The following is a 13,882-nucleotide window of genomic DNA, read 5'->3' as shown; positions in this document are numbered from 1 at the left end:
GGCGGATTTCCGTGAATGACGACTATCCGGATCTCTCCTTCCCCCGGCGCGAACGGTATCTCGGTGCCTACCCCACCACGTCGGGTACCGGCCGGCACCGGGGTCCTGTCGACGCCCTGCACTCGGCGGTTCCCTTGGAAGGCTCCGACCCGGGCTGGGACCCGGTCGAGGAACTCACCTACCTCCTTCAGGACGCCGCGGCGGAGCAGGCGGCGGCCATGGTGCCGCCACCTCGCAGCGAGCCGCCGTCCGGCGACGGCTTCAGTGGCGACCCGATGGAGAACCTGGCGCAGATCACCGCTGAGTTGCCGCCCATCCGGCGCCCTGCCGCCGGGCATCGGAAGGTGCGAGTCCGCAAACTCCGCTTTACGTGGTTGCAGACCGTCAGCTTCGTGATGGCCGCGTTCGCCGCCGTCATCGTGTCGATGGTGAGCGTCTTCGGCGGCATGGTGGCCTACGCTCCGCTCCAGCGGATCGCGTCCGGCACGCAGAGCGGGACGGTCCCCTGGTGGCCCCTCCTGGTCTACGGCCCCTGGATGGTGGCCTCGCTCTCCATCCTGCGGACCGCCCTGCACCAACGCCGGGCCGTGCACTCGTGGTTCGTCGTTCTGCTGTTCTCCTCCGTCGCGATGATGCTCTGCGTGGCCGAGGCCGACAGGACCTTCACCGGTATCGCCGCGGCCGCCCTGCCCGCCCTCGCGTCCCTGGCCTGCTTCCAGCAACTGGTCCGGCAGATCACCCTGACCCGGCCACCGCGCCAGCGCACGTCCCGCCACCGGCAGCGCCTCATCCCCGCACCTCAGGAGTCGACCGAAGCCATGCCGGACCCCGTCCTTCGGGAAACGCCTCGCGCCTGATTCGGCTCGGTCGCCTTCCCGACCGCTCTCCGGCCGGCCTCCCGGCCGCTTTCCCCGGACGGCTCAGCTCTCCACCGCTCTCTACCGATCTTGATGAAACAACCCCTGGCCGGTGCATACGGTCAGGGGTTGTGTGTTCCTCGCCGGTCGGACGCCGGACCACGAGGTGCGCTCCCCGGGCGTCGGCGGCCGGGTAGCACCACTGGTCTTCATGACTGCACCACTGTCACGATCATCACCGGGCGCGCGAGCGTCAAGGCGGCGACTGTCGCCAAGGTGGACACCTCGCAGGACGAGCTGACGAAGTTCTGTGCCCCGTGGGAGATGCCCGGGGTCGTCCGTCGTAAGGCCCTATGTCGACGGCGAAATACGATCCCACCAGTCGCGCGCGGATCATCTGCTCCTGATGAGTGTGCGCACGGCTGTCCGCGAGCTCTACCAGGAGTCCAGAGAGCTCATAGACACGTACACGCGAGAATTCCGGCGACTCGCCAAGCGGGGGACGGGAGTGACGTGACGCGCGGCCGGCGGCTGAACATGGCTTCCTCCGAATCGCAGACGGCTCACAGAGAGGTGAGAGCGCCGGCCGAAATCGGGGGACGGTTCTTGACCTGGCGGTTGTGGCGGCGGCGCATCAGCTCCCCGGGGAGCAGTGCGGCTCCGCAGTAAAGGGACAAGCCCGCCCAGAGCGGGAGCGTGAAGCAGAGTACGCATGAACTTGCGAGCCAGGCCGGGATGAAAATCAGGTCGACCCATGGCGGAACGCATTCATGCCGGAGGGAGGCAAAGGATATCGGCCGTCCTTGGCTGCGTGCCGAGACGTACCGCATGTAGGTCATGCTGGCGGCCGCCCCGATGGCGATGGCGGCCAAGGTGGTGATGATCAGCACGAAGATCTCCTGAGTCTGTTCCTGGGAAGTTCTGCATCCAGAGAAATTAGCCGGGGAAGCCTCGCGTCAAGTCACGGGAAGTTGTGGCTTGAAATTCCAAAATCGATCTTGAGTAATGAGAGCCGCCGTGCGGAACGGCGAACCGGGAGTCCCTGGGAGACCGTGGAGACACCGCAGACCCCGGGGGCAGCCGACGGGCCCGCCCGCCCAAAAGCCCGGCCGCCCGCCCCCCCCCCCGGTCGGCTCCGGCGAAATCAGCACATCCGCACCCGCCCGCACTCTTCCGTTACGACAGACACCCTTGACAGCGTGCGTACTGTTTCGCGACGTTTGAGCCTTGCCGAACGGCTCGAGTCCCGGGCGTCGACCGTGGCACGAGCGCGTACACGGCGTGGATCAGCAGATGGCCAAGGAAGTGGCAGGACGCGGACAGCGCGTCATGGGGGAAATGGGGGGAGCGGTCGCCCATGCGATCCATTCGATCCATGAACAGTGATCCACACGCCGCACCGGCCTGCGCGGTGACCGGTGCGTCCCTCGCGGAGCCTGCGGAAGGGCAGTTGATCTGAGGTGGACATCACGATCCACAGACCCGCGGAGCTGAACACCTCGCTTCGCCGGGCCTGGCACCAGGCGATGGACGAGTCGCCCGACTACGCCAACCCTTTCCTGGCACCGGAGTTCGCGGCGGGGATCGGCACGTACCGCGGCGGGGCGCAGGTGGCGGTCCTGCGTGAGGGCGGGGAACCCGTGGGGTTCTTCCCGTACGAGCGCAACTCCTTCGGCGTCGGCCGGGCCATCGGTCTCGGCCTCTCCGACTGCCAGGCCCTCGTGCACCGCCCCGGGGTCACCTGGGACCCGCAGGAACTGCTGCGGGCCTGCGGGCTGTCCGTCTTCGAGTTCGACCACCTCGTCGAGGAGCAGAAGCCCTTCGGCAGATACGTCACGGGGACCTTCGCCTCACCGGTGATCGACCTGAAGGACGGCGGCGGCAGCTACGCGGAGTGGCTGCGCGGCGCGTACCCGGGGCTGGCCAAGACGACACTGAAGAAGGAACGCCGCCTGGGGCGCGACCTGGGCGAGATGCGGTTCGTCTACGACGAGCGCGACCCGCGGGCGCTGCGCACCCTCATGGAGTGGAAGTCCGCCCAGTACCGCAGGACGGGACGGATGGACCGGTTCTCGCGGCCGTGGATCGTCGACCTGGTGAACCACCTGTTCCACGTCCGCGACGAGCACTTCACCGGTGTGCTGTCCGTGGTGTACGCCGGCGACCGGCCGGTGGCCGCGCACTTCGGACCGAGATCGCGCACGGTGTTCGCGGCCTGGTTCACGGCGTACGACCCCGAGCTCCGCTACTACTCGCCCGGGCTGATCATGCACCTTCGGATGGCCGAGGCGGCGGGCCGGGACGGTGTACGGCTCATGGACATGGGGCGCGGCGACAAGGAGTACAAGGACTGGCTCAAGACCCGCGAGCTGCGCGTGGGCGAGGGGTTCGCGACCCGTCCCCACCCGGTGGCGGCGGCGCACCGGCTGTGGCGCAGACCGGTGCGCGGCCTGCGGAACACGGTCCTGGCCCATCCCACGCTGCGGGAGCCGGCCGACCGGCTGCTGAGGACGGTCGGCACGCTGCGCACGTCGGGCCGGGCGGACTCGGGCGGAGCGGGACCCCGTGCACGCTGAGCCGGGGCCCGCCCCGCCGGAAGCCCGGCCCGGCCCCGACCGGCGCTCGCGCGCACGCGCCGGGTCTCCCGGGCGCCCCTTCGACGACCCTTCGACGGCCCTTCGACGGAAGAGGTGACGATGCCGTACGGATCGCGGCTCGCCGCGATGATGACACGGCGACTCGGACGCGAATGCGTCTACACGCCCTCGGCACGGCTGGCCCTGTATCTGGCGCTGCGGCACTGGTGCCGGCCCGGCGCACGGGTGCTGATGTCACCGGTGAACGACGACGTGATCCTCTTCGTGGTCCTCGCGGCCGGGCTGCGCCCGGTCCTTGCCCCCGTGTCCGTGGGGGACGGCAACATCGACCCGGCCGCCGTACCGGAGTCGACCTGGCGGAGCGTGGACGCCGTCCTGACCACGAATCTGTACGGGATGCCGGACCGGGTCGTGGAACTGCGGCGCCGCTGCGAGCAGTTGGGGATCCCCCTGTTCGAGGACGCGGCGCACGCGATCGGCACGCACGTGGACGGGCAGCCGATCGGGACGTTCGGGAAGGCGGCGGCATTCAGCCTGTCCAAGCACGTGGCGGCGTCGGCCGGCGGCTTCCTCGCCGTCGAGGACGCGCGCACCCGGCGGGAGTTGGAGCTGCTGCGCGACGCCCTCCTGGTGCCGCGCCGCCTCCATGACGACCTGGCCGCGACGCTCCGGCCGCTGGCGCGGTCGGCCGTACGCACCCTCCATCTGGTGCGTCCCGTATGGCGGACGATGCAGCGTCTCGGGGTGCTGGAACGCGATGACTTCCGTATGGCCCTGCACGCGGAGCGGCTCTCCGGCTGCGCGCGCGAGGCGCCGAGCCTGGCCGCGTACGAGCCCTGGGTGCGCGTCGACCTGCACGGCTTCCGGTCCCGCCACGGGGCCCTGGTCCGCGGGCAGTTGACACTGCGGATGGACCGGCTCGACGACGACCTCGCCCGGCGTGCGGTCGGTGTCTCGCTGCTGTCCGGCACCGCCTGGGCCTCCCCGGCACTCCGCGACCGGACGGCGCACAACGGCCATCTCCCCCTCTTCCGTGTTCCGCTCCTGGTCCACGACCGCAACGCCCTCATAGAACGCCTGGTGAGCCACGGCGTGGTCACCGGGTATGTCTACGACCCCCCGCTCGACGACTACGCGGGCGCGGAGTTCGTCGAACCGTCCCCCGACCCGTCGGCCGCCCGCTGGTTCGCCTCACACGTGCTTCCGGCCGACCCGCTCCTGGCCCGCGGGATCACCAACGCCCTGACGGCAGAACAGGCGGCAACGGCACACCCCTCGACCCCGGCCGCGGCCCCGGCCCCCATCCCGGACACCACCCCGCCGACCCCCTTGGGCCAGTGAGGCGGGTCGGCGGGTTACGTCGCGGAAACGGCCGGTCTCACGGCTGCTCGGGCAGCGGGCGATCGTTGACGACGTGCTTCATGACCAGGGTGGAGGTCAGGCGCTGTACGCCTGGCAGGGTGGCCAGGTGGCGGTCGTAGAGCTCCTGGAAGGCGGCCAGGTCGGCGGTGGCGACGCGCAGGATGTAGTCGGGGTCGCCGAACAGCCGCTGGGCCTGGATGACCTGCGGGACGGCGGCCACGGCCTGCTCGAAGGTGGAGACGGTGTCGCGGTCCTCCCAGCGCAGCGTGACGAACACCAGGGCCTCGAAGTTCAGGCCGACCGCGGCCGGGTCCACGACGGCGCGGTAGCCGCGGATCGCGCCCGTGCGCTCCAGATCGCGCAGTCGCCGGTGGCACGGCGAGACGCTGAGCTGTACGCGGGCGGCCAGCTCGGTCACTGTCAGGCGGCCGTCCATCTGTAGCTCGGTAAGAATTTTCCGATCAAGCGCATCCATAGAAAGATTCTCCCCCAGTCCAGGCGTTGGCGAGCAAATCATAGGAACACTTTCGGGCAGAAAGTTCCTAATCTTCCCTCTTGAAGTGATGAACGTGAGAGGGATGGATTCATGGACGCGGGCACAGTGGCGGCCTTCCTGGCGATTGATCTTCTGCTGGTGTTCACGCCCGGGGCGGACTGGGCCTACGCGATCGCGGCGGGACTGCGGGACCGTTCGGTCGTCCCGGCGGTGGCCGGGCTGGTGGCGGGATACGCCGGGTACACCCTGCTCGCCGTGGCCGGCCTGGTGGTGATCGTCGCCGGCTCCGCGAGCCTGCTCACCGCTCTGACCGTCCTGGGGGCCGCCTACCTGATATGGCTCGGCTGGAGCGTTCTGGCGCGGCCGGCCACTCCCCAGGCCTCCGCGGAGGCCGTGGCCGCTTCCAGGTGGCGGATCGTGCTGAGGGGCGCGGGGATCAGCGGTCTGAACCCCAAGGCGCTGCTGCTGTACTTCTCTCTGTTCCCGCAGTTCATCCACCCCGGTGAGGGGTGGCCCGTAGCGGCTCAGACCGGTCTGTTCGGCACGCTCCACATGGCCAGCTGCGCCGTCGTCTACCTGGCCGTGGGCGTCTTGGCCCGCACCGTACTGAAGGCCCGGCCGACGGCGGCTCGCGCCGTGGCCCGAGTCAGCGGAACCATGATGATCGTCATCGGCGGGTTCCTCCTCGTGGAACGCCTGGCCGGATGACGGCCCCGCCCTCCTGGCGCCGGCCGTGGGCGACCACATCGAGGCCGTGGGAACGGTCCTGAAGTCGGGCCGCACCGGTGAATGTCGACGCACGAGGCGACCAGTGAATTCCGCCGTCCACCCCGCGGCCGGGCCGCATGGTCACGATCCGCGGCACACGGTCAAGAGGCTGATGGTCCGATTGCCTTCTTCGGAGGGCCGCGAGACCATCGCCGGATGTGGGGAGAGTTGATCACGCGGCACACCAGCGAGGTCGAGTTCGGTGCTCCGGTCTCGGACGACGCGCTGACTTGGGCTGCGGGGGTCCTGGGCTCCCCGCTGCCGGACGAACTGATCTCGGTGCTGCGCGAGAGCAACGGCATCGTCGGCGAGTACGGCAACCACTTGGTGTCGCCGATCGAGACGATCGTCCAGCGGAACGTGGAGCTTCGCAGCTCCTTCTCCGAGCTCTACATGGCCTTCGACCAACTGCTCTTCTTCTCGGACATCCCGGGCAACGGCGATCTGTTCGGGATGGTTCTCGTGCCGGGGCAGTACGACCAGGTGTTCGTCTGGGATCACGAGACCGACAGCCGGAACTGGGTCGCCTCGTCCCTCGCCGATTTCCTGGAGCGGTGGCTTACCGGGGCGATCGACGAATAGCCCGGCACGACGGCCGACCAAGTCCGTTGGTGCGGAGACCGAGACGGCCCGGCACGAGGCCGGACCGTCTCGGTTCTGCGGCCGGACCATCAGCTCAGTCGGAGGCGGGCGATCCCTCGGGCTCAGGTGTCCGCGTCAGCAGTTCGAACCACGTGGTTTTGCCGGTGGCGGTACGGGTACTGCCCCAGGCCTCGCTGAGCAGATCGAGCAGTTCGGTGCCGCGTCCGCCTTCCGCGTCGGTGTCGACGACGCGGCGTACGGGGCCGGCGGGGTCCGTGTCCTCGACCTCGCACCGCAGACGGGAGCCGCGCACCTGCAAGTTGAGCCGCAGTGGGCCGCGGGTGTGGCGCAGGGCGTTGGTGACCACTTCGCTGACCAGGAGCTCGGCGGTGTCGGCCAGGTCCTCCAGATTCCAGTCGCCCAGTTGCGCGGTCACCGTCCGCCGGGCCAGACGGGCCGAGGTCAGCTCCCGCTGCAGAGGCCAGGAAGCGTCCCAGGCGGTGGCGCGGGCGCGGGGCGCGTCGAGCGGTTGCAGGGGTGCCAGGACGCGGGACCAGAGAGCCAGGTTCCGGTGCACCCATGTCGTGGGTGTGTCCTTCAGGGGCCGGCCCTTCCTCTGAGCGTGGTGGTCCGAAGCGCCCTTCTGCCCCGATTCCCCGTGGCGGCGGCAGATCCGGGCCAAGCGCTCCCCGAGGGAGGTCGTGGTGAGGCCGATCACCTGGGAGGCCATGGAACCACTCCTTTCTGAGCTGCTGGCGACCATGGCTGCCGAGGTGCCACGTCTTGCGTTCGCGTAGCACTCGCTACATCTATAAATGTACATGTAGCGGGCGCTACAGTAAATACCTCAACGAAAGCTAATGAATCGGACAGGTGTGATCCATTCCGCCCTGTCCGCCCTGCCCGCCCTGCCCGCCCTGCCCGTCCCGTCCGTCCCCGTCCCGCCCGTGTAGCTGCACCTGGGAGCCTTCATGCCACGCCCGCCCGATCCCGCCAAACGACGCGACCTGCTGGACCGGGTCCGTGAGTACATGATCCGCAACGGCTTGGCCGACCTGTCCCTTCGCCCGCTGGCCCGGTCCCTGGGCACCAGCGACCGCATGCTCTTGTACTACTTCGGGAGTAAGGAGCGCATGGTCGCCGAGGCACTCGCCCTGGACGAGAGGCGACCGCTCCTGCGCGCCCGGATCCTGCTCGGCCCCACCGACTCCCCCAGGAACCCGGCGTGGCTCCGCCGCTTCATGGAGGAAACCTGGCGGCAGCTCAGTGCCCCCGACCTGCGCGCCGCGCTCCCCCTCTACCTCGAGGTCATGACCGTCAGCGTGCTCCACCCCGACCGGTACGGGCCCTTCATGCGCGACGTGCTGACCGAGTGGAGGGGCCTGCTCGTCTCCGTCTTCCGCGACCTGGGCATGGCCGAAGCCCGAGCCCGAACGGAGGCCGACCTCCTGGTCGACGCGTTCTTCGGCCTGCTCATCGCACCCCTGGCCGACGGCGGATGGGACCGGTCCGACGCCGCCGTCCACGCCCTCCTCGACCGCCTCGAACCCGGCTGGCACGACACCTGAACCCGGCCGGCACGACACCTGGAGACGCTCAGGCCGACAGCTCGGTGAGAACCTCTCGGTCTGACGCCCACGGTCCGTCCGAGCGGCACCGGCGGAAGCCTGCGATCCCCGCCGTGATGCTGCAAGGGACGGCACACCGGCGCCGCCATGCCGGTGACCCCGTGGTGCGCCTGCTGTGCGGCACCCGGATCACCCGGGAGGTTGGCACCGAAGCAGGGCGCGGCGGAGCGGTCGGGGCATCGGGTGCGGACGGGACGGAACCTTGAACAGGAATTCGGGCAGTGCCCGCCGACAGGCGCTGCTTGCCGCTGTACGGTCGCTGATGATCGTGGGGGCCCTCGTGGCCGGCTACTACCTGCTGCCGCTGGGTTCGGCCTTCACCGCCGGCACCGTACTCGTGCTTGTCGGTGGTCTCGCGGCCGGGGCACTGCTTCTGGCATGGCAGATCCTCAGGATCACGCAGTCCCCGTGGCCCGGGCTGCGGGCCATGGAAGCGCTGGCGGCGACCGTCCCACTCTTCATCTTGCTGTTCGCGACGGCCTACTGGCTGATGGAGCGCAGCGCGCCGAACACCTTCAGCGAGTCGCTGTCCCGGACCGACGCGCTGTATTTCGCCATGACCGTGTTCAGTACGGTCGGATTCGGAGACATCACCCCGCGCAGCGAATCGGCCCGGCTGCTCACCACGGGGCAGATGACAGTGAATCTCCTGCTGATCGGCGTGGCGGCCCGGTTCCTGGTGAACGCGGTCCAGGAAGGCAGACGACAGCGGGACCGTTCGACAACCGGCAGCCAGGACGGCACCACCCCCGACGCTCGATGACCCCGCTAACGCGCTGGCCTGCACCGTAAGATCCGGGCCGGCCGCACAGGTCGTAGTCAGGCGGGCGCGTAACCGGGTCGCGGACGGCCGACCGTCGAGAGGCCCGAGTCGGCTGCGGTTGCGGTGGTTGCCATGCCCCGCTGCTGTGCAGCAGTCACCGTCGTGTGCCGGCGAACTGCTGGTCAGCCGCAGCCGCAGCCTGCGGACGCCGAGGCCGGTTCGGGGGCCTGGGTGGTGTGGCAGCCGTCGCCGGTGGCGTTGGGGGCGGCGCTCTTGCCGAGGGCGTCGGCGTCGGCCTTCACGACGTAGACCTCCCACGGCTCCTGGCCGGGCCCGTGCACCCAGACCTTGTCCTGGAGGGCGTAGCAGCAGGAAGTGTCGTTCTCCTCGAAGGTGGCCAGGCCGGCGTCCCTGAGCCGGGTGGTGGCGGCGTTGACCTGGCCGGTGGAGTCGACTTCGACGCCGAGGTGGTCGAGGCGGGTGTCCTGGCCGGGCTCGCCCTCGATCAGGACGAGCTTGAGCGGGGGCTCGGTGATGGCGAAGTTGGCGTAGCCCTCGCGCCGCTTGGCCGGTTCGGTGCCGAACAGCTTCGAGTAGAAGGTGATCGACGCCTCCAGGTCGCTGACACGCAGGGCGAGCTGAGCGCGAGACATAGCAGGGCTCCCATCGTTTTGCATTGATGTCTGTCGATGCAAGATTGCGCGTTGGATCGAAGACTGTCAACATAGAAGTATGTCGAATCAAGAGCTTGTCGTGCTGGGCCGGAGTGACGAAGCCGGCGTCTGCTGCCCCGGGCTGCTGACCGCCCCGCTGGACGAGGGCCGGGCCGGGGAGCTGGCGAAGGTGTTCAAGGCGCTGGGTGATCCGGTGCGTCTGCGGCTGCTGTCGATGATCGCCTCACGGGCGGGCGGTGAGGTCTGCGTATGCGACCTGACCCCCGACTTCGACCTGTCCCAGCCGACGATCTCGCACCACCTCAAGCTGCTGCGGCAGGCGGGTCTGATCGACTGCGAACGGCGCGGCACCTGGGTCTACTACTGGCTGGTCCCGGAGATGACCGATCGCCTCGCGAGCATCCTGACCCGGCCTGCGGGTGAGCCGCTGCCGGGCCGTGCCGCCGCCGCGGCCGCTCCGTGAGTGCTGCCGGACCTGAGGGGAACGTGGCCGGCCGTATGTCGTTTCCCGGCCGCTACCTGGCCCGCTGGATCCTCGCCGCGATGGCTGCCGGGCTGGGCCTGGGCCGCCCAGGCTCGTCGGCGCGGCGCTCATGTTCGCCCTGGCATGGTTCTTCCTGTCGGATCTGCCAGCCTGTCGCGCCGGCCAGGCCCTCGCAGGCGTCGTCGGCCCGCTCCTCGAAGCCCCCGTACTGATCGGCCTCGTCCACGTCGCCCTGCACGCCCGCCGCTACTTCACCACCCCCGCCCTCCCCGCACCCCAGGAAGATCCCGCTCATGCCTGACATCACCGCCGCCCCCTCCGTGCTGTTCGTCTGCGTCCACAACGCCGGACGCTCGCAGATGGCCGCCGCCTTCCTGACCCACCTCGCGGGCGACCGCGTCGAGGTCCGCTCGGCCGGCTCCGCCCCCGCCGACACCGTCAACCCCGCCGTCGTGGCAGCCATGGCGGAGGCGGGCGTCGACATCTCCGCCGAGGTCCCCAAGGTGCTCACCGTCGAAGCCGTCCAGGCCTCCGACGTCGTCGTCACCATGGGCTGCGGCGACACCTGCCCCGTCTTCCCCGGCAAGCGCTACCTCGACTGGCGCCTTCCCGACCCCGCCGGACAAGGAGTCGACGCCGTCCGCCCCATCCGCGACGAGATCGAAAAGCGCGTCCGTGGCCTCATCGAGGAGATCGCCCCGGAAACGCAACCGTGAGTACCCCACCGGGAGCCCACATCGGGCGAGGAGTGCCATTGAGAATATGGAAATACTTCCTGAATTGTCGCGTAAGGGCATTGCCGGTCCCGGCCAGGTGCAACTGAGTGGTCATCACGCCGACAATGCGAGCATAAAGCCCCGCCGGATTCGTCCGGCTGGGCTAATTTTATTCTCACTCGCATATATCCTCCTTCAGTAAGTCGTCATCGTCCTCAATTAGTGTGTCGGGCAAGACCGTCCGGTCACCCCTGTTACTGTGCGGCTCCCAGAAATAATCCACACAGGATTGAAAGCGCCGGTCGGCGGACGAGATTTTCCTCAGCCGAATACTGGCGTAGCCCGGTCGAGAGGATACGGACCATGCACGACTTTTCTCGTCGCGGACTGCTCAGGGCGACGGCGGCCGCCGGCGCCGGTGCGGTCGTTCTCCCGGGCATCACGGCCGCGGAAGCCCCGGGCGCGAGCGCCGCGACCGGCACGGCCGAAAGCGTGAAATGCAAGCCGGCGAAGCTGACCGGCCGCATCGTCCGTCCCGACGACCCCGGGTACGCGGATGCGAGCCTCGGCTGGGACGAGCTCTTCGTTCACTATCCGCTGGTCATCGTCTACGCCCAGGAGACCCAGGACGTGGTCAACGCCCTCACGTGGGCGCGGCAGCATGACGTCGCGCTGCGGGTGCGGAGCGGTGGCCACAGCCTTGAGGGCTGGTCGAACGTGGACAACGGCATCGTGATCGACGTCAGCGAGTTGAAGTGGGCCCACATCGACACCGCCTCGCGCATCGCGACGGTCGGCGCCGGGCTGAGCCAGTTGGAAGCGGTGACCGCGCTGGCGGAGAAGGACCTCGCGGTGACGACCGGAACGGAGGGCACCGTCGGCCTGTCCGGTGCGACACTCGGCGGCGGTTTCGGCTTCCTCACCCGCTACCTCGGTATGGCCTGCGACAGCCTGATCGGGGCTGAGGTCGTCGTCGCGTCGGGTGCCGAGTGCGCCAAGGTGATCAAGGCGGACGGGAAGAACAACGCGGACCTGCTCTGGGCGCTCCGCGGGGCGGGAAACGGCAACTTCGGGATCGTCACGTCACTCACCTATAAAGTGGCTCCGCTGAAGAGCGTCGCTTATCTGCAAGCGACATGGGACGGCCTCGGGGACCTGCAAGGGGTCTTCGACACATGGCAGCGTACGGCGCCGGTCGCCGACAACCGCCTCGGCACCCAGCTCGAGATCCACAGGGGCGAGATCCTGCTGTTCGGGGTTCTCGCAGAAGGGTCGGAGGCAGAGGCGGAGGAGCTGCTGGCCCCGATTCTGTCGGTCGGCAATCCCCAGGTCTCGGTACAGGTCGGCAACTGGGGTGACGTATACGCGGGATTCCAGATTCCGACAGCGGACGAGCCTGCGAACTGGAAGTTCTTCTCGCAGTTCACCACCGAGCCGTTCCCGGAGAAAGCGATCAGTCTGATCGCCTCATTCATGCAGGACGCCCCCTCGGACGACAGCAACTTCTTCACTCAGGCTTTCGGCGGAGCGGTCCGGAGGAGCCCCCGCGGCGGTACGGCGTTCCCGCATCGCGACGCGCTCTTCTACTCCGAGCCCGGCGCCGGCTGGGGGACTCGTGGACAAGCGGGCAGCGGCGACGAGATCACCCCGCAGGCCCAGGCCTGGATCGCCGAGTTCAGCCAGGCACTGCGGCCGTACGTGAACGGCGCCTACGTCAACGTGCCGAACATCGGCATGCAGGATTGGGAAACCGCCTACTGGGGATCCAACTTCGACCGGCTGCGCAAGATCAAGGCGAAGTACGACCCGCGCAACGTCTTCCAGTACGAGCAGAGCATCCCGCCCGCGTCATGCTGACCGGCATACGCCCTCGGGACCCCGATCCCGGTCAGGGCACGAGCGCGCAGGACCGTCCGGTACGACGATGACCCCAAGAGCCGCCGTCGTCGCACGGTTCCGCTGCCCACGCTCTGCGGCACCCCGCTGCACGGGCCGGGAACGTCAGGTGCTGCGGTGTGGGCGGGAGCGGGAGCGGGGGCGGGGGCGGGGGCCGGGGTGTGGAGGGGGCGTAGGTGTGGGAGGGGGCCTTCAGGGCCCGGGTCACCGTGCGCCGTCCAGAGCACCCGACATGAGCCGGCGGACCGCCCGTCGCCTGCAACAGATGTGACGCCCGGTGCCGGCGCACAGTGTCCCTCCGCGCCGTACCGGCTCCTGGCTTTCCCGCGCCGTACCGGCTCCGGTCCCAGCCCCGGATGCATGCGCTGCGCTCGCCGGCCATGCCACTGGCACGGGGAGGGTTGCTCTCGCTCAGTCCCGTGCGGGAGTCCCGTGACGGCCCGTCGGCCGTCGGCGGTGACCAGGACGGGGCGGCGCTCCCCGGCACCGACCGAGGCCCGCTCCGGGGCCGGCCGGGGTGCGACCGCGCACTGCTGCATTGGCATCACCGATGTCACCAGGTCGGGGGGCTGTGCCGTCGGCTGCCGGGCGGTACATCCCGGATCGGTGTGACCATCACACCAAGGTGACATGGCGACTCCGAGCCGTCACCACACCTGGCAGGAGGGACCGATCGATGAACCTCATGAACCTCACTCTGAAGCGACTGCTCGGCGTTACCGCGGTGGTGGCCACGGGCGCGGCGGCCCTGCTCGGCACCGGAGCCGGCACCGCCGGCGCCGCCGACAGGGCGCACTGCGACCGTGCCGAACAGGACGTGTGGAGCGGCGATCCCAGCCGCAACCTGACCGGCCATCGGTGCAGCATCCCGACCCACAAGAGCCGCTGGTACACCGTCGAGATCGACACCCTCGTACAGACCCGCTACAAGGGGGACACCGTGGACGGAGGGGTCGACCGGGCCAAGACCCTGCACAACAGAACCATCAGGTGCATGGGCTATACCTCCGACAACGGCACGGTGAACTGGTTCGGATGCCCACCCGCCTGACCCACCCG

Annotated in this window: 15 protein-coding genes and 1 pseudogene; 12 read left to right on the top strand and 4 right to left on the bottom strand. The window is 69.2% G+C overall.

Annotated features, from left to right (window positions below; genetic code table 11):
* Positions 1 to 11 precede the first annotated feature (11 nt).
* The gene (locus SAVERM_RS19470; RefSeq protein ID WP_010985199.1) at positions 12 to 857 is read left to right on the top strand and encodes a DUF2637 domain-containing protein; all 846 of its coding nucleotides are present in this window, start codon (positions 12 to 14) and stop codon (positions 855 to 857) included.
* 563 nt (positions 858 to 1,420) lie between these two features.
* On the opposite strand, the gene SAVERM_RS19465 is transcribed toward SAVERM_RS19470, so the two are convergent.
* Complete coding sequence (locus SAVERM_RS19465) at positions 1,421 to 1,747, bottom strand: hypothetical protein (protein ID WP_010985198.1); 327 nt, start codon at positions 1,745 to 1,747, stop codon at positions 1,421 to 1,423.
* 570 nt (positions 1,748 to 2,317) lie between these two features.
* Between SAVERM_RS19465 and SAVERM_RS19460 the strand changes: the two genes are divergently transcribed.
* Together SAVERM_RS19460 and SAVERM_RS19455 are read left to right on the top strand one after the other, a co-directional pair.
* Positions 2,318 to 3,433, top strand: coding sequence for a GNAT family N-acetyltransferase (locus SAVERM_RS19460; protein WP_010985197.1), 1,116 nt, complete (start codon positions 2,318 to 2,320; stop codon positions 3,431 to 3,433).
* Between the two features lie 120 nt (positions 3,434 to 3,553).
* Positions 3,554 to 4,795, top strand: a complete 1,242-nt coding sequence (locus SAVERM_RS19455; protein ID WP_037645089.1) for a DegT/DnrJ/EryC1/StrS family aminotransferase — start codon at positions 3,554 to 3,556, stop codon at positions 4,793 to 4,795.
* Between the two features lie 37 nt (positions 4,796 to 4,832).
* On the opposite strand, the gene SAVERM_RS19450 is transcribed toward SAVERM_RS19455, so the two are convergent.
* The gene (locus tag SAVERM_RS19450) at positions 4,833 to 5,291 is read right to left on the bottom strand and encodes an Lrp/AsnC family transcriptional regulator (protein ID WP_010985195.1); all 459 of its coding nucleotides are present in this window, start codon (positions 5,289 to 5,291) and stop codon (positions 4,833 to 4,835) included.
* A 111-nt stretch (positions 5,292 to 5,402) separates the two neighbouring features.
* Here SAVERM_RS19450 and SAVERM_RS19445 point away from each other — a divergent pair, with 111 nt between their 5' ends.
* On the top strand, positions 5,403 to 6,020 hold the full coding sequence (locus SAVERM_RS19445) for a LysE family translocator (RefSeq protein ID WP_010985194.1): 618 nt from the start codon (positions 5,403 to 5,405) through the stop codon (positions 6,018 to 6,020).
* A gap of 216 nt (positions 6,021 to 6,236) precedes the next feature.
* Positions 6,237 to 6,662 carry an SMI1/KNR4 family protein gene (locus SAVERM_RS19440; RefSeq protein WP_037644737.1) on the top strand — a complete coding sequence of 142 codons (426 nt, stop codon included), beginning with the start codon at positions 6,237 to 6,239 and terminating at the stop codon, positions 6,660 to 6,662.
* Between the two features lie 94 nt (positions 6,663 to 6,756).
* On the opposite strand, the gene SAVERM_RS19435 is transcribed toward SAVERM_RS19440, so the two are convergent.
* On the bottom strand, positions 6,757 to 7,392 hold the full coding sequence (locus SAVERM_RS19435) for an ATP-binding protein (RefSeq protein ID WP_237528835.1): 636 nt from the start codon (positions 7,390 to 7,392) through the stop codon (positions 6,757 to 6,759).
* 241 nt (positions 7,393 to 7,633) lie between these two features.
* On the opposite strand from SAVERM_RS19435, the gene SAVERM_RS19430 reads away from it, so the two are divergent.
* A complete protein-coding gene (locus SAVERM_RS19430; protein ID WP_010985191.1) occupies positions 7,634 to 8,230 on the top strand; it encodes a TetR/AcrR family transcriptional regulator in 597 nt (198 codons plus the stop codon).
* A 262-nt stretch (positions 8,231 to 8,492) separates the two neighbouring features.
* Positions 8,493 to 9,053 (top strand): potassium channel family protein, encoded by a 561-nt coding sequence (locus tag SAVERM_RS19425; RefSeq protein WP_237528833.1) that lies wholly within the window; start codon positions 8,493 to 8,495, stop codon positions 9,051 to 9,053.
* A 182-nt stretch (positions 9,054 to 9,235) separates the two neighbouring features.
* Here the strand turns inward: SAVERM_RS19425 and SAVERM_RS19420 are convergent, their stop codons facing one another.
* The gene (locus tag SAVERM_RS19420) at positions 9,236 to 9,706 is read right to left on the bottom strand and encodes an ArsI/CadI family heavy metal resistance metalloenzyme (protein ID WP_010985189.1); all 471 of its coding nucleotides are present in this window, start codon (positions 9,704 to 9,706) and stop codon (positions 9,236 to 9,238) included.
* A 79-nt stretch (positions 9,707 to 9,785) separates the two neighbouring features.
* Between SAVERM_RS19420 and SAVERM_RS19415 the strand changes: the two genes are divergently transcribed.
* The 5 genes and pseudogenes from SAVERM_RS19415 to SAVERM_RS19395 all read left to right on the top strand — a co-directional run bounded on the left by SAVERM_RS19415 (position 9,786) and on the right by SAVERM_RS19395 (position 13,874).
* Entirely contained in the window at positions 9,786 to 10,190 is a 405-nt protein-coding gene (locus SAVERM_RS19415; protein WP_010985188.1) for an ArsR/SmtB family transcription factor, read from the top strand.
* A gap of 178 nt (positions 10,191 to 10,368) precedes the next feature.
* A pseudogene (locus SAVERM_RS40225) lies at positions 10,369 to 10,512 on the top strand (ACR3 family arsenite efflux transporter); the annotation flags it as partial.
* A complete protein-coding gene (locus SAVERM_RS19405; protein WP_010985186.1) occupies positions 10,505 to 10,927 on the top strand; it encodes an arsenate reductase ArsC in 423 nt (140 codons plus the stop codon). The pseudogene SAVERM_RS40225 and the gene SAVERM_RS19405, both read left to right, overlap by 8 nt.
* 363 nt (positions 10,928 to 11,290) lie before the next feature.
* Positions 11,291 to 12,784 (top strand): FAD-binding oxidoreductase, encoded by a 1,494-nt coding sequence (locus SAVERM_RS19400; RefSeq protein WP_010985185.1) that lies wholly within the window; start codon positions 11,291 to 11,293, stop codon positions 12,782 to 12,784.
* 715 nt (positions 12,785 to 13,499) lie between these two features.
* Positions 13,500 to 13,874, top strand: a complete 375-nt coding sequence (locus SAVERM_RS19395; RefSeq protein WP_237528832.1) for a hypothetical protein — start codon at positions 13,500 to 13,502, stop codon at positions 13,872 to 13,874.
* Positions 13,875 to 13,882: the final 8 nt, after the last annotated feature.

Source organism: Streptomyces avermitilis MA-4680 = NBRC 14893, assembly GCF_000009765.2.
Lineage (GTDB): Bacteria > Actinomycetota > Actinomycetes > Streptomycetales > Streptomycetaceae > Streptomyces > Streptomyces avermitilis.
The sequence above is the reverse complement of the archived record's forward strand: the minus strand, read 5'-3'. Positions and strand labels throughout refer to the sequence as shown.

Coding starts and splice junctions, on each gene's coding strand:
- SAVERM_RS19455 (WP_037645089.1), top strand. CDS start 3,554: ATGCCGTACGGATCGCGGCTCGCCGCGATGATGACACGGCGACTCGGA.
- SAVERM_RS19450 (WP_010985195.1), bottom strand. CDS start 5,291: ATGGATGCGCTTGATCGGAAAATTCTTACCGAGCTACAGATGGACGGC.
- SAVERM_RS19445 (WP_010985194.1), top strand. CDS start 5,403: ATGGACGCGGGCACAGTGGCGGCCTTCCTGGCGATTGATCTTCTGCTG.
- SAVERM_RS19440 (WP_037644737.1), top strand. CDS start 6,237: ATGTGGGGAGAGTTGATCACGCGGCACACCAGCGAGGTCGAGTTCGGT.
- SAVERM_RS19435 (WP_237528835.1), bottom strand. CDS start 7,392: ATGGCCTCCCAGGTGATCGGCCTCACCACGACCTCCCTCGGGGAGCGC.
- SAVERM_RS19430 (WP_010985191.1), top strand. CDS start 7,634: ATGCCACGCCCGCCCGATCCCGCCAAACGACGCGACCTGCTGGACCGG.
- SAVERM_RS19420 (WP_010985189.1), bottom strand. CDS start 9,706: ATGTCTCGCGCTCAGCTCGCCCTGCGTGTCAGCGACCTGGAGGCGTCG.
- SAVERM_RS19415 (WP_010985188.1), top strand. CDS start 9,786: ATGTCGAATCAAGAGCTTGTCGTGCTGGGCCGGAGTGACGAAGCCGGC.
- SAVERM_RS19405 (WP_010985186.1), top strand. CDS start 10,505: ATGCCTGACATCACCGCCGCCCCCTCCGTGCTGTTCGTCTGCGTCCAC.
- SAVERM_RS19400 (WP_010985185.1), top strand. CDS start 11,291: ATGCACGACTTTTCTCGTCGCGGACTGCTCAGGGCGACGGCGGCCGCC.
- SAVERM_RS19395 (WP_237528832.1), top strand. CDS start 13,500: ATGAACCTCATGAACCTCACTCTGAAGCGACTGCTCGGCGTTACCGCG.